Annotated in this window: 22 protein-coding genes; 11 read left to right on the top strand and 11 right to left on the bottom strand. The window is 65.0% G+C overall.

Annotated elements, in window-relative coordinates; translation table 11 throughout:
• Nucleotides 1-78: 78 nt before the first annotated feature.
• The 5 genes from NR193_RS17205 to NR193_RS17185 all read left to right on the top strand — a co-directional run bounded on the left by NR193_RS17205 (nucleotide 79) and on the right by NR193_RS17185 (nucleotide 5,529).
• On the top strand, nucleotides 79-969 hold the full coding sequence (locus NR193_RS17205; RefSeq protein ID WP_256751973.1) for an SMP-30/gluconolactonase/LRE family protein: 891 nt from the start codon (nucleotides 79-81) through the stop codon (nucleotides 967-969).
• Between the two features lie 93 nt (nucleotides 970-1,062).
• Nucleotides 1,063-2,076 (top strand): substrate-binding domain-containing protein, encoded by a 1,014-nt coding sequence (locus tag NR193_RS17200; protein ID WP_256751972.1) that lies wholly within the window; start codon nucleotides 1,063-1,065, stop codon nucleotides 2,074-2,076.
• A 49-nt stretch (nucleotides 2,077-2,125) separates the two neighbouring features.
• The gene (locus tag NR193_RS17195; protein ID WP_256751971.1) at nucleotides 2,126-3,595 is read left to right on the top strand and encodes a sugar ABC transporter ATP-binding protein; all 1,470 of its coding nucleotides are present in this window, start codon (nucleotides 2,126-2,128) and stop codon (nucleotides 3,593-3,595) included.
• A gap of 1 nt (nucleotide 3,596) precedes the next feature.
• A complete protein-coding gene (locus tag NR193_RS17190; protein WP_167364958.1) occupies nucleotides 3,597-4,577 on the top strand; it encodes an ABC transporter permease in 981 nt (326 codons plus the stop codon).
• A gap of 4 nt (nucleotides 4,578-4,581) precedes the next feature.
• On the top strand, nucleotides 4,582-5,529 hold the full coding sequence (locus tag NR193_RS17185) for an ABC transporter permease (protein ID WP_256751970.1): 948 nt from the start codon (nucleotides 4,582-4,584) through the stop codon (nucleotides 5,527-5,529).
• 9 nt (nucleotides 5,530-5,538) lie between these two features.
• Here NR193_RS17185 and NR193_RS17180 read toward each other — a convergent pair whose 3' ends face one another.
• A complete protein-coding gene (locus NR193_RS17180; RefSeq protein ID WP_256751969.1) occupies nucleotides 5,539-6,066 on the bottom strand; it encodes a TetR family transcriptional regulator in 528 nt (175 codons plus the stop codon).
• A gap of 163 nt (nucleotides 6,067-6,229) precedes the next feature.
• On the opposite strand from NR193_RS17180, the gene NR193_RS17175 reads away from it, so the two are divergent.
• Nucleotides 6,230-7,942, top strand: a complete 1,713-nt coding sequence (locus tag NR193_RS17175; RefSeq protein ID WP_256751968.1) for an MFS transporter — start codon at nucleotides 6,230-6,232, stop codon at nucleotides 7,940-7,942.
• A gap of 115 nt (nucleotides 7,943-8,057) precedes the next feature.
• The gene (locus NR193_RS17170; protein WP_256751967.1) at nucleotides 8,058-10,127 is read left to right on the top strand and encodes a 3-hydroxyacyl-CoA dehydrogenase NAD-binding domain-containing protein; all 2,070 of its coding nucleotides are present in this window, start codon (nucleotides 8,058-8,060) and stop codon (nucleotides 10,125-10,127) included.
• Nucleotides 10,128-10,192: 65 nt separating this feature from the next.
• Here the strand turns inward: NR193_RS17170 and NR193_RS17165 are convergent, their stop codons facing one another.
• The gene (locus NR193_RS17165) at nucleotides 10,193-11,098 is read right to left on the bottom strand and encodes a LysR family transcriptional regulator (protein ID WP_256751966.1); all 906 of its coding nucleotides are present in this window, start codon (nucleotides 11,096-11,098) and stop codon (nucleotides 10,193-10,195) included.
• A 105-nt stretch (nucleotides 11,099-11,203) separates the two neighbouring features.
• On the opposite strand from NR193_RS17165, the gene bla reads away from it, so the two are divergent.
• A complete protein-coding gene (gene bla / locus NR193_RS17160) occupies nucleotides 11,204-12,097 on the top strand; it encodes a class A beta-lactamase (protein ID WP_256751965.1) in 894 nt (297 codons plus the stop codon).
• A gap of 34 nt (nucleotides 12,098-12,131) precedes the next feature.
• On the opposite strand, the gene NR193_RS17155 is transcribed toward bla, so the two are convergent.
• From NR193_RS17155 to NR193_RS17115, 9 genes are all read right to left on the bottom strand, one after another.
• A complete protein-coding gene (locus tag NR193_RS17155) occupies nucleotides 12,132-13,640 on the bottom strand; it encodes an aldehyde dehydrogenase (protein ID WP_256751964.1) in 1,509 nt (502 codons plus the stop codon).
• 19 nt (nucleotides 13,641-13,659) lie between these two features.
• Nucleotides 13,660-14,004 (bottom strand): cupin domain-containing protein, encoded by a 345-nt coding sequence (locus tag NR193_RS17150; RefSeq protein WP_256751963.1) that lies wholly within the window; start codon nucleotides 14,002-14,004, stop codon nucleotides 13,660-13,662.
• Between the two features lie 23 nt (nucleotides 14,005-14,027).
• Nucleotides 14,028-14,369, bottom strand: a complete 342-nt coding sequence (locus NR193_RS17145) for a cupin domain-containing protein (RefSeq protein WP_256751962.1) — start codon at nucleotides 14,367-14,369, stop codon at nucleotides 14,028-14,030.
• A 21-nt stretch (nucleotides 14,370-14,390) separates the two neighbouring features.
• Nucleotides 14,391-14,741, bottom strand: coding sequence for a cupin domain-containing protein (locus NR193_RS17140; protein ID WP_256751961.1), 351 nt, complete (start codon nucleotides 14,739-14,741; stop codon nucleotides 14,391-14,393).
• The gene (locus tag NR193_RS17135) at nucleotides 14,738-16,012 is read right to left on the bottom strand and encodes a glycosyltransferase (protein WP_256751960.1); all 1,275 of its coding nucleotides are present in this window, start codon (nucleotides 16,010-16,012) and stop codon (nucleotides 14,738-14,740) included. Before NR193_RS17135 ends, NR193_RS17140 begins: the two co-directional genes overlap by 4 nt.
• 12 nt (nucleotides 16,013-16,024) lie before the next feature.
• The gene (locus tag NR193_RS17130; RefSeq protein WP_256751959.1) at nucleotides 16,025-17,098 is read right to left on the bottom strand and encodes an ABC transporter ATP-binding protein; all 1,074 of its coding nucleotides are present in this window, start codon (nucleotides 17,096-17,098) and stop codon (nucleotides 16,025-16,027) included.
• Complete coding sequence (locus tag NR193_RS17125; RefSeq protein ID WP_256751958.1) at nucleotides 17,095-17,889, bottom strand: ABC transporter permease; 795 nt, start codon at nucleotides 17,887-17,889, stop codon at nucleotides 17,095-17,097. Before NR193_RS17125 ends, NR193_RS17130 begins: the two co-directional genes overlap by 4 nt.
• Nucleotides 17,882-18,724, bottom strand: coding sequence for an ABC transporter permease (locus tag NR193_RS17120; protein WP_256752096.1), 843 nt, complete (start codon nucleotides 18,722-18,724; stop codon nucleotides 17,882-17,884). Before NR193_RS17120 ends, NR193_RS17125 begins: the two co-directional genes overlap by 8 nt.
• Nucleotides 18,725-18,817: 93 nt before the next feature.
• Nucleotides 18,818-19,882, bottom strand: a complete 1,065-nt coding sequence (locus NR193_RS17115) for a spermidine/putrescine ABC transporter substrate-binding protein (protein ID WP_256751957.1) — start codon at nucleotides 19,880-19,882, stop codon at nucleotides 18,818-18,820.
• A 239-nt stretch (nucleotides 19,883-20,121) separates the two neighbouring features.
• Between NR193_RS17115 and NR193_RS17110 the strand changes: the two genes are divergently transcribed.
• Genes NR193_RS17110 through NR193_RS17100 form a run of 3 tightly spaced genes read left to right on the top strand, consistent with a single transcriptional unit; the run spans nucleotide 20,122 to nucleotide 23,742 of the window.
• Nucleotides 20,122-21,060, top strand: a complete 939-nt coding sequence (locus NR193_RS17110; RefSeq protein ID WP_256751956.1) for a GntR family transcriptional regulator — start codon at nucleotides 20,122-20,124, stop codon at nucleotides 21,058-21,060.
• Nucleotides 21,061-21,070: 10 nt separating this feature from the next.
• On the top strand, nucleotides 21,071-22,354 hold the full coding sequence (locus tag NR193_RS17105) for a glycosyltransferase (RefSeq protein WP_256751955.1): 1,284 nt from the start codon (nucleotides 21,071-21,073) through the stop codon (nucleotides 22,352-22,354).
• 5 nt (nucleotides 22,355-22,359) lie between these two features.
• Complete coding sequence (locus tag NR193_RS17100) at nucleotides 22,360-23,742, top strand: glutamine synthetase family protein (protein WP_256751954.1); 1,383 nt, start codon at nucleotides 22,360-22,362, stop codon at nucleotides 23,740-23,742.

The raw sequence follows: 23,742 nt of genomic DNA, 5'->3' as shown, positions 1-23,742 counted from the left end.
AGACTTTATCGGGGAAGCGCTCATGCCATTCGTCGCCATGCGGATTCGCACGGCTGTTTGCGCCGCCAGGGGCCAGTGATGTCGGCGCTGGCGCGACCCCGCCACTCCGGCTTCGACGACGTCGTCGGCGATGCGACGATCGAAATGCTGGCGAGTGGCTTCGGTTTTCTCGAAGGGCCGGTGTGGCACCCTTACGAGAAATGGTTGGTGTTCAGCGACATTCCGGAAAGCCGCATCTACCGGCGCCATGCGGAGGGCGAGATCGAGCTGCTGCGCGAGCCGAGCCACAAGGCCAATGGCAACACGCTGGACCGCCAGGGACGGCTGGTCACTTGCGAGCACGCGACGAGCCGCGTGACCCGCGCCGAGCCCAACGGCAGCACGACGGTGCTTGCCACGCACCACCAGGACAGGCAGCTCAACAGCCCGAACGACATCGTCGTTGCCACCGGCGGATCGATCTACTTCACCGATCCAGGCTACGGCAGGATGGAATTCTATGGTGTGCCGCGTCGTCAGGAGCTGCCGTTCCAGGGCGTCTACCGCATCGATGGCGACGGCGCCCGGCTGACATTGCTGGCCGACGATTTCATCCAGCCGAACGGCCTTTGCTTCTCGCTGGACGAGTCGCGGCTGTTCATCAACGACACCGAGCGCGGCCATATCAGGGTGTTCGGCGTAGAGCCGAACGGCGACCTCAACGGCGGCGCGGTGTGGGCCGTGACCGAGGGCGATGGACCGGGAGCGCCCGACGGCATGAAGATCGACAGCCGCGGCAATCTCTACTGCACCGGCCCCGGCGGCATCCATGTCTTCGACGCGTCGGGTGCCATCCTGGGCGTCATCCGGACGCCGGAGAACTGCGCGAATTTCACGTTCGGCGACGACGATCTGAGGAGCCTCTACATCGCCGCGTCGACATCGCTTTACCGGCTCAGGGTGCGCGTGCCGGGATTAAGACTGTTTTGAGCTCGCGACCATCCGTGCTCAAATCAGGTTGGGAGTGAGGCCGGGATCAAAGCCGGCAGGAACTGCAGCAGTCAACATCTGGGAGGATACGACATGAAGAAACTACTCGTCTTGAGCGCCCTGGCGGCAATGCTCGCCTCGGGCACGGCACTTGCCGACACCAGTGGCAAGAAGATCGCCTTTTCCAACAACTATGCCGGCAATTCGTGGCGGCAGGCGATGCTCGACAGCTATGGCATCGTCACCAAGAAAGCGGTGGCCGACAAGGTGGTCGGCGCCGCCGACATCTTCACCACCGCCGACAAGGAGGTGCCGACGCAGGCCGCGCAGGTGCAGAACCTGATCCTGCAGGGCTATGATGCGATCGTCATCAATGCCGCTTCGCCCGACGCACTCAACGGCGCCATCAAGCAGGCCTGCGACGCCGGCATCACCGTCGTGTCCTTCGACGGAACCGTGACCGAACCTTGCGCCTACCGCGTCGTCGTAGACTTCAAGGACATGGGCAAGCAGGAAGTCGAACAGATGGCCAAGTTCCAGCCCAAGGGCGGCAATCTGCTGGAAATCCGTGGCCTTGCCGGCACCTCGATCGACGATGCCATCCATGCCGGCATCCTCGAAGGCGTTGCAGCCCATCCCGAGTTCAAGATCGTCGGCTCGGTGACCGGCGACTGGGATCAGACCACCGCGCAGAAGGCGGTCGCGACCATCCTGCCATCGCTGCCGGATGTCGTCGGCATCGTCGACCAGGGAGGTGACGGCTATGGCGCGGCACAGGCCTTCGCCGCCGCCGGCAAGCCGCGCCCGACCATCATCATGGGTAATCGCCAGGACGAGCTGCAGTGGTGGAAGGAGCAGAAGGACAAGGACGGCTACAAGACCTGGTCGGCATCGATCGCGCCCGGCGTGTCGTCGCTCGCCTTCTGGGTGGCGCAGCAGGTGCTCGATGGCCGCACCGACATCCCGCACGATCTGCTGGTGCCGTATCTGGCCTTCACCCAGGACGATTTCGAGGCCGAGCTGCCGAAGATCGTCAAGGGCGGCGTCGCCAGCCACGAATACACGCAGGAAGACGCGATCGCGGCCATCAAAGCCAACATCAAGTGAGTGTCGCGGCAGCGTTGCCGTCCGTATCGCCGAGCGGATATCGTTGAGCATGCCTGAAGGGAACGCTGACATCATCAGACTGAACGGCGCCGAAAAGCATTTCGGCGCCGTTCGCGCCCTGGGCGGCGTGGATTTTCACGTCGGCCCTGGCGAGTGCGTCGGTCTCGTCGGCCACAATGGCGCCGGCAAGTCGACACTCATGCACATGGTGGCGGGCACCTTGACGCCCGACAGCGGCAGGATCGGCGTGCATGGCGACAGCGAGGACAATTACTCGGTGTCGCGGGCGCAGCAGCTCGGCATACGCTGCGTGTTCCAGGAGCTTTCGCTGTGTCCCAATCTCAGCGTCGCCGAGAACACGCGCATCAACCACGCTTCGCTGCGCGGCTTCGGCTGGCGGCGCAAGGCGGCCGAGCTGATCGCCGCCAAGCTCGACGAGATCTTTCCGGGCCACAGCATCTCGGCGTCGGACATTGTCGGCGACCTGTCGATCGGCCGGCGCCAGATGGTCGAGGTGGCGCGCGCCTTCACGGTCACCCAGGATCGGCTCGACCTCGTCATCCTTGACGAGCCGACATCGTCGCTGGACGCGCATACGGCCGGCCAGTTGCTGGCTTTCGTGCGCCGCTTTGTCGCCGGCGGCAAAAGCTGCATCCTGATATCGCATGTGCTGGGCGAGGTGCTGCGGAATGCCGACCGCATCGTGGTGATGCGCGACGGCAAGGTGGTTGTCGCCGATGCCGCCAGTGCCTTCGACCGCGACCGGCTGGTGACGGCGATGGGCGGGGCGGAAGCGCGCCAGAAGGCCGCGGCGCAAGTCGCCGCCGCCAAGCCCGAGGCCAGTCCACTGCGGGTGCGGGCCCGTCCCGCCGCGCAGAAGGACAGCGCCGAGCTTGTCGCCCGCGCCGGCGAAATCATCGGCCTTGCCGGGTTGGCGGGACATGGACAGACCGACCTGCTGCTGGCGATTTTCGCGGCCGCGTCGCGCGCTCGGGCCGGCATTGAGGTAACCGCGCCGGTGGCGCTGGTGGCCGGCGATCGCCAGTCGGACGGTATCTTCCCGCAATGGTCGATCGCGCAGAATATCGGCATCCGCTCGCTGGCACGGCTGCGCAAAGGCCTGCTGATCTCGCCGCAGCGTGAGGCCGAACTCGCCGAGTTCTGGCAAAAGAAGATCGGCATCCGCACGCCGGACATGAACAACAACATCTTCTCGCTGTCGGGCGGCAACCAGCAGAAGGCGCTGTTTGCCCGTGCGCTTGGCTCCGACGCGCAGATCGTGCTGATGGACGACCCGATGCGCGGCGTCGATATCGGCACCAAACTGGAGGTCTACGACCTCGTGCGCGAAGAAGCCCGCAGTGGCCGTACCTTCCTCTGGTACACCACGGAAACCGAAGAGCTCGACAATTGCGACCACATCTATGTCTTCAAGAACGGCCGGATCGTCGCCAATTTGCGGCGCGACGAATTGACCGAAGAGAAGATCATCCAGTCCTCGTTCGGCGATGCGGCCTGAGATGACGGCCGCCAGCGTCGACACCGGCCTCAAGACTTCCTCCGAGCGTGGAGCGTTGGCGCGTGCCCGCCTGCTGCGCGGGCTGCTGCCGGCGCTGTCGCTGGCGCTGGTGCTGATCGCCATCGCCTGGCTCAACCCGCGCGCCATCAGCTATTTCGGCTTCAGCCTGATGCTCAACCTGGCGATCCCGATCGCGCTGGCGACGATCGCGCAGATGTTCGTCATCGCCGGCAACGAGCTCGACCTGTCGATCGGCACCTTTGTCGGCTTCGTCGGCTGCGTCACCGCGACCTGGCTGAAGGACGCGCCGCTCATCGGCGTCGCCATCCTGCTCGGCTCGATCGGCGTCTATGCGCTGCTCGGCGCGCTGATCCATCTGCGCAACCTGCCCTCGATCGTGGTGACGCTCGGCATGAGCTTCGTCTGGCAAGGTCTGGCCATTCTCGTCCTGCCCAAACCTGGCGGCAAGGCGCCGGACTGGCTGCTGGCGATCATGGCGTTCAAGCCGCCTTTCGTCCCGTTCCCGATCATCGCGGCGCTGCTGATCGGCCTCATCGTTCATTTCGGCCTGATGCGCACCTCCTACGGCGTGATCCTGCGCGGCTCCGGTGGCAATCCGGCCGCACTCGGGCGCGCCGGCTGGTCGCTGCTCAAGACCAAGATCGTGCTCTTTTCGCTGGCCGGCCTGTTCGGCGTGCTGTCCGGCATGGCGCTGATCGGCATCACCACCTCGGCCGATGCCAATATCGGCAATGGCTACACGCTGCTGGCGATCGCCGGCGTCATCCTCGGTGGCGGCGAATTCGTCGGCGGCCGGGTGTCGCCGATCGGCGCGGTGCTTGGCGCACTCACACTGGCGCTCGCCGCATCGCCACTGCTCACCTTCATGCACATTCCACCCGACTGGCAAGTGGCCGCCAATGGCGCCATCCTGATCATCGTGCTGGCGGCGCGGGTGCTGATCAGCCGCAGGGAAAGGTGAGGCAATGGTATCGGTGACGGCGCTGCTCGGCAGACCCTGGATATGGTCGTTCCTCGGCGCGGTGCTGGTGTGGCTGGCGACGATCGTCTTCACCGGCGGCTATGGCGCCGGCGGCATGGTCACCGCGGCCCTGTCGCTGGCGGTGTTCACGGTCATCGTCGGCGTCGGCCAGATGTTCGTCATCACGCTTGGACCAGGCAATGTCGACCTGTCGCTGCCGGCCAATATCGGCCTTGCCAGCGCCGTCGCCATGAAGGTCATGGACGGCAACGATTCCATGATCGCGGTCGGGCTGCTGGCTGCGCTCGCCACGGGCGCCGCGATCGGCGTCGTCAACTATTTGCTGATCTGGGCGCTACGCATTCCGCCGATCATCGCCACGCTGTCGGCCAGCTTCATCATCCAGTCGATCGACATCAGCTATGGGCGCGGGCTGCAGATCAAACCGCCGCCCGGCTTCGCCGATTTCGCCAACTGGCAGGTCCTGGGTATTCCGGTGCTGGCGATCCTCACCGTGCTGTTCACCATCGGCGCTGCCATCGCCCTGCAGCGCATGATCTATGGCCGCTCGGTGCTGGCGATCGGCCAGAACATCCGTGCCGCCTGGCTCGCCGGCGTCAATGTCGGCCGCATCCGCTTCCTCACCTACACACTGTCGGGGGCGCTCGGCGGCATCGACGGCGCATTGCTCGCCGGTTATTTCCGCGGCGCCAATGTCGACATCGGCAACGAGTACCTGCTGGCCTCCATCGCCGTCGTCGTCATCGGCGGCACGTCGGTGGCCGGCGGCAAGGCCAATGTGCCTGGCGTCTGGGGGGCGGCCCTGTTCCTGGTGCTGCTTTTGACCATGCTCAACACGTTCGGAGTCAGCGCCGGCGTGCGCCTGCTGCTGACCGGGTTGATTATCGTTGGCGTGATCACGGCGGCGGGTGGGCAGAAGGCCTTGCGTTGAGGCTGCGCGCTATTCCGCGCTCGCCCGCAGATGCCGGGCGAGCATCAGCCGCAACTCCTCCAGCACGCCGTCGCGCAGTTTCTTCTCGCCGACCAGCGCCAGCGGTATGCGCATCAGCTGCGGCACGATGACGGCGAGACGCTCGGCCTGGCCCGCCGGCAGCGGCGGTTCGGCTTGCGCGAACAGCGCGGCGATCTGGCCGCGCCGCCGCACCCGCATCGCGCGCCGCCAGCCATCGTCGCCAGGCAGGTCGAGCAGCGCTGAATAGGCCGGATGCTTGGCCAGGAACTCGTCGAGCACGTCGAACAACGCATCGGCGATCGCAGCCGGGGCCAGGTCCTTGGCGCGCTCCCGCAAGGCGTCGAGCTGGGTGGAGAGATTTTCCGCATGTTCGGCCAGGATGGCTGCCGCCAGCGCCTCCTTGGTCGGGAAGAACAGGTAGAGCGTGCCGATGGCCGCACCGGCGCGGGCGGCGATCTCGGTCATCGTCGTGGCATCGAAACCCTTCTCGACGAACAATGTTGCTGCACTCGCCATCAGTGCGGCGACCCGCTCGCGTCCTCTTTTTTGCTGCGGTGCACGCGGATTTGACGCCGAGGCTCTTGCTTTTTCCGAGGCCATCCTCATATTTCCAAACCTGAGACTATCCTCATATATAGCGTTGGCGCCAACCATGCCAGCGCCCTTGGACGTTACCACCATGAATACCGCCGCAGACAGCCGTCCACAGAGCCACAAATGGATGGTTCTGAGCAACACAACGCTCGGCATGCTGGCCGCCGCCATCAACGGTTCGATCCTGCTGATCAGCCTGCCGGCGGTGTTTCGCGGCATCGGCCTCAAGGCGCTCGACCCCGGCAACATCAATTATCTCTTGTGGGCGATCATCGGCTACATGATCGCCACCGCGGTGCTGGTCGTCGCCTTCGGACGGCTCGGCGACCAGTTCGGCCGCGCGAAAATGTACAATCTCGGCTTTGCCATCTTCACCGCCGCCTCGATCGCGCTCAGCCTGCTGCCCGGCCAGGGCGACTTCGCGGCGATCTACCTGATCAGCGTGCGCATCATCCAGGGCATCGGCGGTGCGCTGATCATGGCCAATTCCACGGCCCTTCTCACGGATGCGTTTCCGGAAAACGAGCGCGGCTTCGCGCTCGGCATCAATGTCGTGGCGGCCATCGGCGGCCAGTTCGTCGGCCTGCTGATCGGTGGCCTGCTTGCCGATACGGACTGGCGGCTGGTGTTCTGGATCAACGTGCCGTTCGGCCTCGTCGGCACGGTCTGGGCGTACCTCAAGCTGCACGACGCGCCGAACCGCTCAACCCACACGATCGACTGGCTCGGCAATATCAGCTTCGGGCTCGGCCTCGTGCTCATCCTCACCGCCATCACCTACGGCCTGCAGCCCTATGGCGATCAGGTCATGGCATGGACCAGCCCGAAAGTGCTTGCCCTGTTTGCCATCGGCTTCATCTCGTTGATCGCCTTCGTGTTCATCGAGCAGCGCGTCGCCAGGCCGATGCTCGATCTCAAGCTGTTCCGCATTCCCGGTTTTGCCTATGGCAACATTGCCAATCTGGCTTCGGGCATTGCGCGTGGCGGGCTGCAGTTCATGCTGATCGTCTGGCTGCAAGGCATCTGGCTGCCGTTGCATGGCTATTCGTTCGAGGAAACGCCGCTGTGGTCGGCCATCTTCATGCTGCCGCTGACGGTCGGCTTCCTGATCGCCGGTCCGGTGTCCGGCTATTTCTCCGACCGGGTCGGCGGCGTGCCGTTCGCGGTCGGCGGCATGGTCGTCGGCGCTGCGAGCTTCGTCGCGTTGATGGCGTTGCCGGCCGACTTCTCCTATACGGCTTTCGCCGCGTTGTTGTTCCTCAACGGACTTGGCTCCGGCCTGTTCGTGGCGCCGAACTCGACGCAGATCATGAACTCGGTGCCGGCGCGCGAGCGCGGCCAGGCCTCGGGCATGCGCGCCACCACCACAAATGCCGGGCAGGTGCTGTCGATCGGCCTGTTTTTCAGCCTGATGATCCTCGGCCTCGCGGCCAGCCTGCCGCAGACCATGGAGGCCGGGCTGCTGGCGCAGCATGTGCCGGAGGCGGTCGCGCACCAGATCGCCAACATGCCGCCGGTGGCCAGCCTGTTCGCCGCCTTCCTCGGCTACAATCCGATGGGCGAGCTGATCCCGGCCGACGTGCTGCATGCGCTGCCGCAGCAGAGCATCGATACGCTGACCGGCCATGCCTTCTTCCCCGAGCTGATGTCGGGACCGTTCAAGCATGGCCTCGTCTTCGCCTTCACCTTCTCGGCGATCCTCTATCTCGTCGCGGCCTTCGCTTCATGGCGTGGCGGACGGACCGCAGGCGCCGCGATGCCCGAGATCATGGCTGCGGAGGCTGCCGCCCAGCGCTAGGCTGTTCAAGGGCGGTAGTTGTTGTGCCAGGCCGGCGTCCAGTTTCCATCCGCGTCATGGCGCTGTAGACCCGTTCGCGCGGCCACGGCCGCTCACCATTGCTGGGAGGTTTTGCGTGTCCGATTTCCTGAAGCTCAACCGGGACGGCGATGTCGCCATCGTCACCATCGACAACCCACCGGTCAACGCGCTGAGTTTTCATGTCCGCGACCCGTTGATGCAGGCTTTGGTCGCCTTGCGCGATGATGCTTCGGTCGCGGCTATTGTCATCGCATGCGCCGGCCGGACTTTTGTCGCTGGCGCCGACATCACCGAATTCGGCAAACCGATGCAGCAGCCGGAACTGCGCGCCATCCTTGCGACGCTCGAGACCATCGCCAAGCCGACGGTCGCCGCCATCCACGGCACGGCACTGGGCGGCGGGCTGGAACTGGCGCTCGGCTGCCATTTCCGCGTCGCCGATGCCGGTGCCAAACTCGGCCTTCCTGAGGTCAAGCTCGGCCTGCTGCCGGGCGGCGGCGGCACAGTGCGGCTGCCGCGTCTTGTCGGCGCGGTGAAGGCGCTCAAGATGATCGTTTCCGGTACGCCGATCGGTGCGGCCGAGGCGCATGCCGCCGGTCTCGTCGATGCCGTCTTCGAAGGCGACCTGACCACGCATGCGGTGAACTTCGCCAGGGAAATAGCCCGCATGGGTGGTCCCTTCACGCCGGTGCGCGATCGCGATGAGGGGCTCAGGGAAACCGACCTGGCGGCCTTCGACGCCGAGGCAACGGATCTTGCCAGGAAGGCGCGCGGCCTCGAAGCGCCGATCGCCTGTGCGCAGGCGGTGCGCAATGCCGTCACGCTGCCCTTCGACGAGGCGCTGGCGGCGGAGCGCGCGCTGTTCGTCAAGCTCATCGCCAGCGACCAGTCGCGCGCCCAGCGCCACCTGTTCTTTGCCGAACGTGAGGCGGCAAAGCTTCCCGGCAAGGACATCGTCAAGCGCAAGATCGCCCGCGTCGGCGTCGTCGGTGCCGGCACGATGGGCGGCGGCATCGCCATGGCTTTCGCCAATGGCGGCTATCCCGTCACCTTGCTGGAAACCAGCCATGAGGCGTTGCAACGCGGGCTGGCGACGATCGACAGGAACTATGCCGTTTCGGTCAGTCGCGGCTCCTTGACCGAAGATGCCAGACAGCAGCGGCTCGCCCAGTTCAAGGGTTCCACCGACTATGCCGATCTCGCCGATTGCGACCTGATCGTCGAGGCGGTGTTCGAGGACATGGCGGTCAAGAAGGAGGTTTTCGGCAAGCTTGACGCCGTGGCCAGGCCGGGCGCGATCCTCGCCACCAACACCTCCTATCTCGACATCGACGAAATCGCCGCCTCGACCTCGCGGCCGCAGGATGTGCTCGGCCTGCATTTCTTCTCGCCGGCCAATGTCATGAAGCTGCTGGAGATCGTGCGGGCCGACAAGACCGCGCCCGATGCGCTGGCGACCGTGGTCGACCTGGCGCGGCGGATCGGCAAGGTGGCTGTCGTCGTCGGCGTCTGCCACGGCTTCGTCGGCAACCGCATGCTGGCGGCGCGTGGCGCCGAATCCGAAGCGCTGCTGCTGGAGGGTGCCACGCCGCGCCAGATCGACCAGGCGTTCACCGATTTCGGCTGGCCGATGGGTCCGTTCCAGATGGGCGATCTCGCCGGCCTCGACATCGGCTGGCGCAATCGCAAGGCGCGCGGTCAGACGGCCGTCATCGCCGATACGCTGTGCGAACAGGGCCGCTTCGGCCAGAAAACCGGTAGGGGTTTCTATCTCTACGAGGCAGGCGCTCGCACGCCGGTTCCCGATCCAGAAGTCGAAGCGCTGATCCGCGACAAGGCCGCCGAGAAGGGCATCGCGCCGCGCGCGATCAGCGCCGAGGAGATCGTCGAGCGCACGCTCTACCCCCTGGTCAACGAGGGCGCGAAGATTCTGGAGGAGGGGATAGCGACCCGCGCCTCCGACATCGATGTCGTCTGGGTCAACGGCTACGGCTTTCCCATCGGCAAGGGCGGCCCGATGTTCTGGGCTGGTCTCGAAGGCGCGGCCAAGATCATCGAGCGCCTCGAATACTGGCATCAGCGGACCGGCAAGGATGTGTTCAAGCCCGCGCCGCTGCTGAAGCGGATGGCCGAAACCGGCTCCTGGGACGGCGCGCCAGGTTGAGCTCGTCCCCCTGGCGGCTTTGCATAGTATGTCTCAGGTCTTGCCGGAAGGCACGGAGAGCGTCCTTAGGACGCGATTGGAGCTCGCTCCAAGGCTTCGTCAGATCGAGCCGCCTCGGCCCTCAGCCAATCCGCGAAGCTGGTCATCGCCTGTGAGTTCTGCCGCCGGCGCCTTGCCGACAGCCAGTAGCGGCCGACATCGACGGTGCTGGCGAAAGGCTGGACCAGCTGGCCGCAAGCAAGCTCGCGGCTGAACATCGACACCGGCAGCAGCGCCACGCCGGCACCCTGGACGGCGGCATTGGCCATGGTGACGGAGGAATCGAAGACGATGCCCTTGATCGGCGGGCAATGCCGCCCAGCCGCTTCGAACCAGCGCAGCCATTCGTCCTCGCGGTACGAACAGAGCAGGGTTTCGCGGCCGAGATCCAACGGATCGCGAAGACGCGCTGCGATGTCCGGCGCGCAGGCAGGTGAGAACGAGCCCGGCAGTAGCGGTGCGTTGTCGGTTCCTTGCCAGGAACCGTCGCCGAAGCGGATGGCGAAGTCGAGACCGTCGGCGGCGAGATTGACCCGGTTGTTGTTGGTCGAGATGCGCAGTTCGATGTCCGGATAGGCCTTGTGAAACAGTGGCAATCTCGGGATCAGCCAGCCCGAGGCGAAGGTGCCGACGACGCCGACGGTGACGATGTCATGGAAGCGGCCGCCTTCGAAGCGGTCGAGCGTGACGCTGATCCTGTTGAAGGCGTCGCTCAGCACCGGCAGCAAGGCCTCGCCTTCCTCGCTCAAGGCGAGGCCGTGCGGCAGCCGGCGAAAGAGCCGGACGCCAAGTACCTCTTCAAGGCCCTTGACCTGATGACTGACGGCCGCCTGTGTGACGCGCAATTCCAGGCCGGCGCCGGTGAAGCTGAGATGCCGTGCGGCGGCCTCGAAGGCGCGCAGGCCGTTCAGCGGGAGATGCGATCGCTTCATCGGTCGCAGCCCTAATTTTTCTCATGGCGCAGGCGACGTTTACTCGTTTGCGATGGCGCCGGATCCGGTCCAGTTCTGCGGCGCGGGGCAACAGAGAGTATGGACATGACAAGCAGACGCAGTTTCATTGGTGGTCTCGCGGTGGTTTTGACGGCCCCCATCGCGCTTGGCGCCATGGCGAAGGCGGCGACGAGCCCGACAAAATTTGATGGGGTCTTGCCGAAAATAAGGCGGATCGAGGCAAAAAGCGGCGGCCGGCTTGGCGTGGCCTGCCGAATCTCCGGAACGGCTGTTCAGTTCGAGTATCGCGAGAACGAGCTGTTTCCGATGTGCAGCACCTTCAAGGCACTGGCGGCAGCCCTTGTCCTGCACCGTGTCGATGGCGGCATCGAACAGCTCGACCGCAGCATCAAGGTTCCGCATGACGCGATCATCGCCAATTCTCCGACGACCAAGAAATTCGCTGGCGCCGCAATGACAGTGGCGCAGCTTTGCGAGGCCGCGGTGACGGTCAGCGACAATGGCGCCGCCAATCTGCTGCTGGCATCCTTTGGCGGGCCGCCGCAGCTGACCGCCTATCTGCGCTCGATCGGCGACACGGTGACCAGGCTCGACCGGATCGAACCGGAACTGAACGAGTCGCTGCCGGGCGACGCGCGCGATACCACCTCGCCGCTCGCCATGATCGAGGATTACGAACGCCTCACGCTCGGCGACAGCCTCTCGCAAAAGAGCCGGGCGCAGCTTGTCGACTGGCTGGTGGCCAACAAGACCGGCGACGAGCGCATCAGGGCAGGATTGCCGAAAGGCTGGAAATGCGGCGACAAGACCGGCACCGGCGCCAACGGCAGCACCAATGACGCGGCGGTCATCTGGCCGACATCAGGCAATCCGGTTCTGATGTCGGTTTACCTGACCGGCACGAAGCAGAGCCTGGCCAAGCGCAACGCGGTGATTGCTTCGGTCTCGCGGGCGCTGGTCGAAGCGATCGAGGCGTAAGCCCAATCGGCGCGGCTTTGCCGCGCCGATACTTTCACACGTGCTTGCGGCCGCCGGTCTCGCGGAACCAGCTGTCGGGATAGGGGTACCACCAGTCCTGGATCGCCGGCTTGTGGTCGATGATGACCATCTTGGAGCGGCGGAAGGCATCCAGCCCCTGGCGTCCAAGCTCGCGGCCGAGGCCCGAGGCCTTCCAGCCACCGAAGGGCAGGGCGTCATTGTCGATCAGCGGGTTGTTGACCCAGACCATGCCGGCCTCGAGCCGTTCGGCCGCCTCATGCGCCTCGGCCAGATCGGTGGTGAAGACCGAGGCGCCGAGGCCGAACGGGCTGTCATTGGCAAGCCGGATCGCCTCGTCGAAATCCCTGACCCGGCAGATCGCGGCGACCGGACCGAAACACTCCTCGCGCACGATCGCCATGTCAGGGGTGACGCCGGTGAGGATGGTTGGCTCGTAGAACCAGCCGGTGTTATGCGCCGGTGGGATGCGCCCGCCTGTCACCGCCTTGGCGCCGTGCGCGATGGCGTCGTCGACCAGCCGCATCACCTTTGTCCGCGCGCTTTCGCTGACCAGCGGGCCGATCTCGGTCTTGTCCATGCCGTTGCCGATGCGCAGCGCGCGCGTCCTTTCGGCGAACAGCGCGACGAAGCGGTCGTGAACGGCGTCGACGACGAAGAAGCGCTCGGCCGAAGTGCAGACCTGGCCGGTGAGGTGGAAGGCGGCGGTGACGCTGCCAGCTGCCGCTATGTCGAGCGGGGCGTGCTCGCTGATGATCAGCGGATCACTGCCGCCGGCCTCGATGACGCAAGGCTTCATGCGCTCGGCGCAAGCCACGGCAACCGCCTTGCCGGCAGCGACCGAACCGGTGAAGGCAACCGCATGGGTACGCTCGGAAGCGATCAATGCCTGCGCGGTGGCGGCGCCGCCTGGCAGGCAAGAGACCAGACCCTCGGGCAGCGAGCGGAACACGGTCATGTAGTCTGATGTCGACAGCGTCGTCGCCTCGGCCGGCTTGATCACACAGGCATTGCCAGCGGCAAGCGATGCCGCGACGGTCCAGCACATCAAGAGGATGGGGAAGTTGTAGGGCATGATGTGGACGGAGACGCCATAAGGCTCGTAGCGGGCGTACTGGAACGAGCCGGCCTGCGTCGTGCCGGCGATCTTCCCGGCATCGTCGCGCGCCATCTCGGCATAGTAGCGGAAGATCGGCGCGCAATTGGCGATCTCGCCGATCGCTTCGGGATAGGGCTTGCCCATCTCGCGCACCATCAATTCGGCGCAGCGGGTGAAGTCGGCCGCTTCGATAGCGTTGGCGACGGCATGCAGATGCTTTGCCCGGCTCTTGGCGTCGAGCCTTTTCCAGGCGGCTTGCGCCTTGGTGGCGGCGGTGAGCGCGGCGTCGATTTCACTATCGGTAGCGGCCGAGATCGCGCCGACGGTTTCGAGCGTCGCCGGATCGATCACCGGTTTCGTCGTGCCGGCCATCGGCCGATAGTCCGGATTGACGAAGAACGCCGGCTGGTCAGGGGAGAAATTCATGGAATCCTCTCAGATCCGCTCAGCGGATCATGTAGACCTTCTTGATCGTCTCATGGACGGTGCAGACGCCTTTCCAGTCCTGCGGGAAGAAGGCCGCCGTGTCCGGCTCGATTTCGATCACCTCGCCGGATTCATGGACATAGGTGCAGCGGCCTTCGAGGAAGTGGCAGAACTCGTCGCGGGTGACGTGGCAGTGCCATTTGCCGGGCGTGCAGACCCACAGACCGCATTCGGAGCGGCCCTCCGGCCCCTTGTGCAGCAGCTTGCCCGAGGTGCGGGATTCGCCCTCGATCATGGTCGGGATGATGCCCCAGTCGACGAGGTCTGAGATGGCGAGCGGCGATTGCATGATGGGGGTGGTCATATCGATTTCCTTGAAATGGCTGCTTACCGGCACATGAAGGCCTTGGTCAGCGTTTCGGTGATGATGGAGATGCCGGTCCAGCCGGCGGGAAAGAACACCAGCGTTCCGGCCTCGACCGGGATCTGCTCGCCGGCATCGTGGACATAGCTGCCGCGCCCCGACAGGAAATGGCAGAACTCGTCGACGGCAAAGGTGACCTTGCGGGTGCCCGGCGTGCACGACCACAGGCCGCATTCGCTCGATCCATCCGGGTTTTTCGAGAGGATCCGTCCCGAAGCGCGAGGCGCGCCGGCGAGTGTGTTGGCCCCCGCGCCCCAATCCTCCAGTTCAACGCTCGAGGCCTTCGGCCAGTGCGGTGTCGACATCTGATCAAGCTCCGTTGCCGTTCAGGCCAGCATGTAGACGTTGCGCATGGTCTCATGCACGGTGCATTCACCCGTCCAACCAGCCGGGAACATGACCACGGTCCCGGTGGAGACTTCTATCACCTCGCCGACATCCGACCGGTAGGTCGCGCGACCGGCGACGAAATGGCACAATTCGTCGCGCGGGATGCTCAGGCGCCAGCGCCCTGGTGTGCAGACCCAGATGCCGGACTCCGGCTGGTTGTTCGGACCCTTGTGCACCAGCCTGCCGGTGGAATGCGAAGCGCCGTCCAGCGCATCGGGCTGAACGCCCCAGTCGACGAGATCGGTGCGAGTAGAGGCCTTGTGGAGGTGCGGGGCGGAGGAGGTCACAGCAGCGCCTCCAGCAACCCGGCCGCCTTCTCGGGGCCGTTCTGCGCGTGCATCTGCGCCGAGGTCTTTGCCAGCTTCGCCTTCATGGCCGGGTCGGTCAGGCAGGCTTCGATCCTGGCGATCAGCTCGGCATCGCTCCAGTCGTAACGCGGCATGCCGAAGCCGTGACCGGTTTCCTCGACGCGGGTGGCGTTGTCGTGGCCGTCCCAGACATAGGGCATGATGATCGCCGGCTTGCCGAAATAGAGGCATTCGGTGAACGAGTTGTTGCCGCCATGGTGGATCACCGCATCGACCTGCGGGATGACAGAAGGCTGCGGAAACCAGCTCTCGACGATGACATTGCCGGGCACGTCCGTGTATAGGTCCTTGTAGCCGCCGACATTGACCAGCGCGCGGTAGCGCGTCTTGCCCAGCGTCGCGATGATGCGCTTCAGCAGCTCGACATCGCCGGCGCCGAGGCTGCCGAAGGAGACATAGAGCAGCGGCCCGTCATTGTTCTTGGCGAAGGTCGGCACCGTGTAGGGTTTTTCCTGCCGCACGCAGCCTTCCAGATACTGGAACTTTGCCGGGTCGAGCGGATGGCGGCGCTTGAATTTCGCCGCTTCGGGATAGAGCAGCAGATTGAGATAGGGCGAGGCCTCGAAGAACTGGCCGATCGGATAGGGCGCCTCGTTGTTGGCGGTGAGGAAGGCGTTGAAGTCGTCGTGGATCGGCTTGATCACGGCGTTGAAATGGTCGCGGTAGCGCTGGTGCCCGGCATGGTCGTTCTCGCCGCAGCCCGACAGATGCGGCGGAATGTCCTCGTCCTCGATCTCGTTTTCCGAGCAGGAGATGACGCGCACCCACGGCTTGCCGAACTGCTTGATCGCCGGGAACAGGATGACGTTGTCGACGCAGATGACATCAGGCTTGATGCTGGCCAGAACGCGCGGCAGGTCCTTCTGGGCCCATTTGGCGCTGTCGACGATCGCCGTCCAGCAATCCTTCACGTAATTGTCGACCTGGTCGTAGGGGGATTTGCGGAAGTTCGGGATGTGGCCGTTGATGAAATCCTCCCAGAACTTGGCCATCTGCTCGGGCGGCATTGGCTCGGACAGGTTCACCGGATGCGCCTCGAAGCCGTAGCCCCTGTAGACGTCAACAAAGCCGGGGTCGGACAGGAAAACCGCTCTGTGGCCGCGCGCCTCGACCGCCTGGGCGATGCCGACGGAATTGAGCGCCGGGCCGTAAGCCGCTTCGGGAAAAAACGCGATCGTCTTCTGCGCCATCAAGCTTCTCCTCTATTCCTCAAAAATTCTGACATCGGAGGCGTCCCAGCCGAGTTCGACCTGATCGCCCGACGAGACCGGCCGGCGGTCGGCCGCATCGGCGGTGACGCGCACCAGGAATGGCTTTGGCGACAGGGGCGTGCGGACATGCAGCTGCAGGTCGAGCCCGTGGTACGCCAGCGCCTCGACCGTGCCGGTGGTGCGGTTGGCGGTCTGAGCCTCCGGGAACAACCGGATGCGTTCGGGCCGCACTGAGGCGACGGCGGAAGCACCGGGTGAAAGCGCGGCGGGAACCTTGCCGGCGATGCGCGCGCCATTGCTCGCCACAACGCCATCGCTGGTGGCCTTGCCCGGGACGAAATTCATCACGCCGATGAAGTCGGCGACGAAACGGTCGGCGGGATGTTCGTAGACCGTGTGCGGGGTGTCGCACTGCAGCAGTTTGCCATCCCTGAGCACCGCCATGCGGTCGGCCATGACGAGTGATTCCTCCTGGTCGTGGGTGACGATGACGAAGGTGATGCCGACCTCGTGCTGCAGGCGTTTCAACTCAAGCTGCATGGCGCCGCGCAGTTTCTTGTCGAGCGCGCCGAGCGGCTCGTCGAGCAACAGCAGCCGGGGCCGCTTGACCAGCGCACGGGCCAGCGCGACGCGCTGCTTCTGGCCACCCGACAATTGCTCGGGCTTGCGGTCGGCGAAGGGGACAAGTTCGGTCGTCGCCAGGATGGCGTCGACGCGCGAGCGGATTTCGCTGGCCGGCAACCGCTCCATTTCGAGGCCGTAGGACACGTTGGCGCGGACGCTCATATGCGGAAACAGCGCGTAGGACTGGAACATCAGATTGACCGGCCGCTTGTTGGGCGGGGTTTTTGCGATGTCGCGGCCGTCGAGCAGGATGCGCCCGTCACTGGGTGTCTCGAAGCCGGCGAGCATGCGCAACAGCGTGGTCTTGCCGCAGCCCGATGGGCCGAGCAGCGCGAAGAACTCGTTCTCGCGGATGTCGAGCGAGATACCGTCGACGGCGGTGACCCGGCCGAAATTCTTCGACACCTGATCGATGGCCAGCAGCGTGCGCGGTTCGCTCATTGGCCGATGATCCCACGGTTGAGCCGCTGCGACAGGGTCAGCGCGGTGATCGAGACCGCCATGACGATGGTGGCCAGGGCGTTGATCTCCGGCGTGATGCCGAAGCGGATCATCGCGTAGATCTGCATCGGCAGCGTCGTCGAAGCGCGCCCGGCGCCGGCAGTGAAGAAGGCGATGATGAACTCGTCGACCGAGAGCGTGAAGGCGAGCAGCGCGCCGGCTATGACCGCCGGCAGGATCACCGGCAAGGTGACCCGCCGGAACGTGGTGACGGCGGAGGCGCCAAGGTCGGCGGATGCTTCGACGATCGACCAGTCGAAACTCTTCAGCCGGGCGCGCACCACCGAACAGACGAAGGCGAGGTTGAACACGACATGGGCAAGGATGATGGTGTGCAGCCCCATGGTGAGGTTGAGCATCGAGAAGAACGACAGCAGCGCGATCGCCAGCACGATGTCGGGAATGATCATCGGCGCGAAGATCAGTGCTTCGAGGCCTTTTCCGTATTGCCGGCGCATCTCGACGCTGATCGCCAGCAGGGTGCCGAGCAGCGTGGCGATGGCCGTGGAAACCAGCGCCACGATCAGCGTGTTCAGCGCAGCGGAGAGGATGGCGGAATTGCCGGCCAGCGAGGTGTACCATTTCAGCGAGAAGCCGGACCATGCCGTCGGCAGTCCGCCTTCATTGAAGGACAGCGCCACCAGCACGGCGATCGGGATGTAGAGGAAGGCGAAGACGAGGCCGAGCACGAGCCAGAGCGTGCGCCGCGTGGCAGGGGAGCGCTCAGCCATCGGCGCTACCCGCGGCTTGTGCGGCGCGGCCAGCGGCACGATCGGCGGCGAGCGCCTGCGCCATCAGCACCAGCAGCATGATGGCGATCAGCGCCATTGCGAGCGCTGCGCCGAAAGGCCAGTCATTGGCGGTCAGGAACTGGTCGTAGACGAGATTGCCGATCATCTGGAAGCGGCCGCCACCGAGCAGCGCCGGGGTTACGAAATTGCCGATCGACAGCACGAAGACGAACACGGCGCCGGCGGCGATGCCAGGCACGGTCAGCGGCAGGATGACACGGCGAAAGGTGGTCATCGCGGAAGCGCCGAGGTCCCGCGAGGCCTCGGCGAGTTCCGGGTTGAGGCGCGACAGTGGCGCGTAGCAAGCGAGGATGACGAAGGGCAAATAGTTGTAGACGAGGCCGGCGATGACCGCGCCTTCGGTGTAGAGCATCGATGGCGGCTCGCCGGTGTAGCCGAACCAGCGCAGCAATTGCGTGATCAGCCCTTCGCGGTTGAGCAGCACGATCCAGGCATAAGTGCGGATCAGATAGTTGGACCAGAACGGCAGCACGGCGAAGAACAGGAATACCGGCTGCAGCCGGCGCGGTGCGGCTGATATCGCGTAGGCGGCGGCATAGCCGATCACCACCGCGATCAGGGTCGCCGTGCCGGCGATGCGAGCCGACTTGAGGAAGATGCCGGCATAGAGCGGGTCGAAGACCAGCCCGAAATTCTCCAGCGTGAAGGTGTATTCGATGCCGCCATAGATGCCGCGCCGGAAGAAGGCGAGCGCCAGCACCAGCGCGCACGGCACCACCATCAGCGCGGTCAGCCAGACCAGCGCCGGGGCCATCAGCAGGGAGGAGCGAAGTCGGGTCTGGGACAATTTTCGGATACCGCTCAAGGCCGGCGGCAGAAAGTGCCACCGGCCGTGATGTCTGGCCGCTTACTGCGCGGCCTTGATCTCGCTGACGATCTTCGAATAGTCGCGCTGGGCGTCGCCCACGTCGCGCAGCTGTTCGAACTTGACGAGGTCCGCCACCGGCATCGCCATGTTGGGGAATTTCGCCAGGAAATCGGCGGGCAGGCTTTCCATCGCCGGCTTGTTCGGCACCTTGTAGTCGATGTTCTGCGCCGCCCAGGCGTGGTTCTTGGCGTCGAGCATGAAATTGATGAACTGGAAGGCGGCGTCCTTGTTGGCGGACGCCTTCATCACCACCATCGTGTCGACCCATAGGTCCGAGCCTTCCTTGGGGATGATGTACTTGATCTCGGGCTTCTCGGCGATGCCGTAATTGCACCAGCCGTCCCATGCCTGCACCATCAGCGCCTCGCCCGATACCAGCTTCGAATAGAAGGTGGTGTCATCATAGGCGAGCAGGGTCTTCTTGGCCGAGATCAGCAGGTCCTTGACCTCGGCCATCTTGGCCGGGTCGGTCTCGTTGACCGAATAGCCCTTGTCGAGCTGGCCGGCGGCCAACAGCCAGCGATCGGTCGCCAGCATGGTGGTCTTGCCCTTGAGGTCATCGGAGGGGCTGAGCAGGTCGCTCCAGCTCGTCGGTGCCACCTTCACCAGATCCGAACGGTAGCAGAGGCCGGTCGTGCCCCAGGTGTAGGGCACGGAGAATGCGTTGCCGACATCGTGCGGCAGCTTGGTCGCTTCTGGATAGAGGTTGGCGAGGTTGGGGACCTTGGCGTGGTCGATCGGCTCGGTCAGCCCGAGCTTGTTCAACACCTCGGCAAAGGGTGAGGAGACGAAGACCACGTCATAGCCCTTGCCGCCAGCGGCGATGAGCTTGCCCATGATCTCTTCATTGGTGGCGTGCACCACCACTTCGCCCGAAACCCCGGTCGCGGTCTTGAAGGCGGCCATGGCATCCGGCGCCATGTAGCCATCCCAGTTGGAAATGACGAGATCGGCGGCCATCGCCGGCGCAGACAGCGCCAGGGCCAGGCCGAGCGCGATTGAAGACGTTCTCAGCGCACGGCGCCGCAGGCTGGTAGCGGTCATGACAGACTCCCATTCCGGTTGATCGTCGAATTTCATTCGTCGGACCAACGCTTGCGACCCATGCCGCGGCCTCGATCCTGTTCCCCGGTCTTTTTCTCGCCGATTACATTGACAGTACTATTGCAGAAAAAAGTACGTCAATCCATAATTTGCCAAGCGACCGAGGAATCTGGCCGATTGCGTCCGCGCGGGTGATCGGTCAAATCAATGCGGCCCCATTCGTTCCACCGAGACCAGTCATGCAAACCGCAGCCCGACGACCTCGCACCAACCACCTCGATCTGGCGCAGCGCATCCTCGATGTGGCGCGGCAGCGCGGCTTCGAACCCGGTGCACGCCTGCCGGAACAGCAGATCGCCTCATTGTGCAACGTCTCGCGCACGCCGGTGCGCGCCGCGCTCAGCCTGCTCGCGGACCGGGGCGTCGTGCGCTGGGAGGCGGATTCGGGTTATCATCTGGCCATCGACCTCACCGCGCAGCCGACCATTGCCGCCGAGCTGCCTGTTACCGAGGAAGACGAGCTGGCCGAAGCGATACTGCGCGACCGGTCGGCGCGGCGGCTGGACCAGACGGTGACCGCCGCGGGGCTGATGCGACGGTACAGTGCTGAGCGCAAGACGGTACTAAAAGCGCTTAACAAACTGACGGAAGAGAATCTGCTGGACCGTGCGCCTGGCCAGTCCTGGCTTTTCCGCCGCGCCCCTGACGATCCGGAGGCGCAGGGCGAAAGCTACGAGTTCCGCCTGCTGCTGGAGCCCGCAGCCATCCTGACGCCTGGCTTCCAGCTGGACGGGGCTCGGGCGGCGGCGTTGCGCCAGGGCATGGAAGCGTTGGCGGCACTGCCGGACGCCGCCTTCGACACACGCGAGTTCCAGCGGCTGGACATCGATTTTCACGGCATGATCGCCGAGGGCTGCGCCAACCGCTTCGTCGCCGATGCGCTGGCCGATCATCTCAGGCTGCGCCGGCTGCCGGGCATCTATGGTGGCGTCAACGTCTTCCGGCTGAAGCAATCGCTGCGCGAACATCTTACCATACTCGACCATCTCGAAAGCCGGCAGTATGAGGTGGCTGCCGATCTGCTTCGCATCCACCTGCGGCTCTCCCGCAACCAGCGACCGCAAGCGGCCAGCCGCGGGGCCCCCGCGCTGTTCGGCATGATCAGCCGGCCGGAATGACGAGGATTAATTGACGCGCAAAGCCAGCCCGACCATCGCGCTGTTTCCCGAGGCGAGCTTCGGCGCGGCGCTGAATTGCGTCGGCATCGCGCAGGCGTTGCGTGCGAGGGGCGCCCGGCCGGTGTTCATCTGCCATGCCGGCTTCTCCGGCGTCTTTGCCGACTACGGTTTTCAGGAATACCAGCTGCCGACCGACGAGCCGCTGAGCGACAGCGAGCGCCAGAGCTACTGGCAAGCCTTCGTACGCCGCCACCTGCCGCATTTCAGGCTGAGCCCGATCGACCAGCTGGAAACCTATGTCGCGCCGACCTGGCAGGCGATCGTCGACACCGCGGTCAATGCCGAGGCGCCGCTGCGCCAATTGCTGGCGCGGCTGAAGCCGGACGCCGTGGTGCTCGACAATGTCATCATGTTCCCGGCGATCGCCGCCGCCGGCTGTCCCTGGGTGCGCGTCGTCTCCTGCGCCGAGACCGAGCTTCCGGACCCGCTAGTTCCACCTTATCTGTCGGGACTCGGCGCGGATGACCCGCAACGCGCGGCGTTCGAGGCTCGGTATCTGACGGCTTCCGCGCCGGCCCATGATCGCTTCAACCGCTTCCGGACAGACGTCGGCCTGGCACCATTGCCAAAGGGGCTGTTCCTGGAAAGCTCGCCAGACCTCAATCTGCTGCTGACACCGTCGATCGTGCGGCGCGAGCGCGCCGAGCCGCTCGACCCGGCCCGCTTCGTCTATCTCGAAGGCTGCGTGCGTTCGGAAGGGCCGTTCGAAGTGCCGGTGTTCCCACGCAATGGCGGGCCGTTGGTCTATATGAGCTTCGGCAGTCTCGGCGCCATGGATGTCGGACTGATCCAGCGCATGCTGGCCGTTTTCGACAGGCTGCCGGCGCGCTTCATCGTCAATGCCGGCGGCCTGCGCGATGCGTACCGCGCCGTGCCGGACAATGTCTATCTCGACGCCTGGTTTCCGCAGCCCTCGGTGGTGGCGAAGTCGGACCTGTTCATCCACCACGGCGGCAACAACAGCTTTTGCGAGGCGCTGCGCTTCGGCGTGCCGTCGCTGATCATGCCCTATTGCTGGGACGGGCACGACAATGCGCGCCGCGCCGTGGAGACTGGCGTCGGCGACCATATCGGCCGTGATGCCTGGACCGAAGGAGTATTGGAGAGAGCCATTCTCGGCCTGCTGGCCGACGATGCCATGCGCGCCCGCCTCAGGGACAATGCGGCCCAGATGGCGCTGAAACCCGGAACGGACGTGGCCGCGCAAGCCATACTCTCCCTGATACGGACATGAACGAAATGCCTGACAAACACACGACGAATACCGCGACCTTAAACGGCACCGATCCGAAAAGCTGGCTGACCCAGCACGGCATCAACGAGGTCGAGTGCCTGGTGCCCGACATGAACGGCGTGCTGCGCGGCAAAGCGCTGCCGACAGCCAAGTTCCTCAAGGCGCTGGAAGACCGCGCGCTGTATCTGCCGAGCAGCGCCTTCCTGGTCAGCATCGACGGCCGGTATTCCGGCTCCATCGACGAGGGTTTTGCCTATTCGGACCCGGACATGCGCATGGTGCCTGATGTCTCGACGCTCTGCCTGGCGCCGGGTGCGGGCGCTGGCAAGGCCTATGTCTTCGCCGACGCCTTCCACATGGACGATCGGCCATGGATGGCCTCGCCGCGCCATGTGCTGCGCGCCGTGCTCGATCTCTACCGCCAGCGTGGTTGGCGGGCGGTGGTGGCGCCGGAGCTCGAATTCTATCTCACCGCGCCCAATCCTGATCCGGACAGACCGCTGACCGCACCGCTCGGCGGCAATGGCCGCGCGGAGACCGTGCAGCATCCCTATGATATGGCCGCGCTCGAGGAATTCGAGCCGGTGCTCCGGCGCATCTATGATTACGCCGCGGCGGCCGGGTTGCCGCTCGACACGCTGATCCATGAGTCGGGCACGGCACAGCTGGAAATCAACTTCCTGCATGGTGATGCGCTGCCGCTGGCCGACAAGGTGCTGCTGTTCAAGCGACTGACGCGGCAGGCCGCGCAGCAATGCGGCATGCACGCCACCTTCATGGCCAAGCCGATCGCCGCCCAGGCCGGCAGCTCGATGCATCTGCACATGTCGGTCATCGACGACGCCGGCAAGACGCTGTTTGCCGGCGGCGACGATGCCGATACCGAGATGTTCGGCCATTTCATCGGTGGCCTGCAGAAATACGTCCCGGAGATCATGCCGTTGTTCGCGCCCAATGTGAACTCGTTCCGCCGCATCCGGCCGAACCACAGCGCGCCAGCCAACATCGAGTGGTCGCACGACAACCGCTCCTGCGGACTGCGCGTGCCTGCCGGTGGCCGCGCCGCGCGCCGGGTGGAGAACCGGTTGCCCGGTGCCGATTCCAATCCCTATCTGGCGATCGCCGGCTCGCTGCTCGCCGGCTATCTCGGTGTCGAGCAGAAACTGGCGCGGTCGGCCGAAGCCTCGGGCAATGCCTACAAGATCCAGAGTACGCTGCCGAAAACCATGGAGGAGGCGCTGGACCGGTTCACGGCCTGTGACCCGGTGCGGGCGCTGCTCGGCGAGGATTTCTTCCAGACCTATCTGCGCGTCAAGAGCGTCGAGCTCGACCTGTTCCAGAGCGTGGTGACGAGCTGGGAACGCGACCACCTGCTGTTGAAGGTGTGA

The sequence above is a fragment of the Mesorhizobium sp. Mes31 genome (assembly GCF_024519675.1).
Lineage (GTDB): Bacteria > Pseudomonadota > Alphaproteobacteria > Rhizobiales > Rhizobiaceae > Mesorhizobium.
Note: the sequence above shows the minus strand (reverse complement) of the source record. Positions and strands in the feature narration are given on the sequence as shown.

What these genes read in the sequence shown, in the direction of transcription:
- NR193_RS17115 (WP_256751957.1), bottom strand. Translation starts at nt 19,882, where the DNA reads ATGACCGCTACCAGCCTGCGGCGCCGTGCGCTGAGAACGTCTTCAATC.
- NR193_RS17205 (WP_256751973.1), top strand. Translation starts at nt 79, where the DNA reads ATGTCGGCGCTGGCGCGACCCCGCCACTCCGGCTTCGACGACGTCGTC.
- NR193_RS17185 (WP_256751970.1), top strand. Translation starts at nt 4,582, where the DNA reads ATGGTATCGGTGACGGCGCTGCTCGGCAGACCCTGGATATGGTCGTTC.
- NR193_RS17150 (WP_256751963.1), bottom strand. Translation starts at nt 14,004, where the DNA reads ATGACCACCCCCATCATGCAATCGCCGCTCGCCATCTCAGACCTCGTC.
- NR193_RS17175 (WP_256751968.1), top strand. Translation starts at nt 6,230, where the DNA reads ATGAATACCGCCGCAGACAGCCGTCCACAGAGCCACAAATGGATGGTT.
- NR193_RS17130 (WP_256751959.1), bottom strand. Translation starts at nt 17,098, where the DNA reads ATGAGCGAACCGCGCACGCTGCTGGCCATCGATCAGGTGTCGAAGAAT.
- NR193_RS17100 (WP_256751954.1), top strand. Translation starts at nt 22,360, where the DNA reads ATGCCTGACAAACACACGACGAATACCGCGACCTTAAACGGCACCGAT.
- NR193_RS17125 (WP_256751958.1), bottom strand. Translation starts at nt 17,889, where the DNA reads ATGGCTGAGCGCTCCCCTGCCACGCGGCGCACGCTCTGGCTCGTGCTC.
- NR193_RS17200 (WP_256751972.1), top strand. Translation starts at nt 1,063, where the DNA reads ATGAAGAAACTACTCGTCTTGAGCGCCCTGGCGGCAATGCTCGCCTCG.
- NR193_RS17180 (WP_256751969.1), bottom strand. Translation starts at nt 6,066, where the DNA reads ATGGCGAGTGCAGCAACATTGTTCGTCGAGAAGGGTTTCGATGCCACG.
- NR193_RS17195 (WP_256751971.1), top strand. Translation starts at nt 2,126, where the DNA reads ATGCCTGAAGGGAACGCTGACATCATCAGACTGAACGGCGCCGAAAAG.
- NR193_RS17165 (WP_256751966.1), bottom strand. Translation starts at nt 11,098, where the DNA reads ATGAAGCGATCGCATCTCCCGCTGAACGGCCTGCGCGCCTTCGAGGCC.
- NR193_RS17135 (WP_256751960.1), bottom strand. Translation starts at nt 16,012, where the DNA reads ATGGCGCAGAAGACGATCGCGTTTTTTCCCGAAGCGGCTTACGGCCCG.
- bla (WP_256751965.1), top strand. Translation starts at nt 11,204, where the DNA reads ATGACAAGCAGACGCAGTTTCATTGGTGGTCTCGCGGTGGTTTTGACG.
- NR193_RS17110 (WP_256751956.1), top strand. Translation starts at nt 20,122, where the DNA reads ATGCAAACCGCAGCCCGACGACCTCGCACCAACCACCTCGATCTGGCG.
- NR193_RS17145 (WP_256751962.1), bottom strand. Translation starts at nt 14,369, where the DNA reads ATGTCGACACCGCACTGGCCGAAGGCCTCGAGCGTTGAACTGGAGGAT.
- NR193_RS17190 (WP_167364958.1), top strand. Translation starts at nt 3,597, where the DNA reads ATGACGGCCGCCAGCGTCGACACCGGCCTCAAGACTTCCTCCGAGCGT.
- NR193_RS17120 (WP_256752096.1), bottom strand. Translation starts at nt 18,724, where the DNA reads ATGGCCCCGGCGCTGGTCTGGCTGACCGCGCTGATGGTGGTGCCGTGC.
- NR193_RS17155 (WP_256751964.1), bottom strand. Translation starts at nt 13,640, where the DNA reads ATGAATTTCTCCCCTGACCAGCCGGCGTTCTTCGTCAATCCGGACTAT.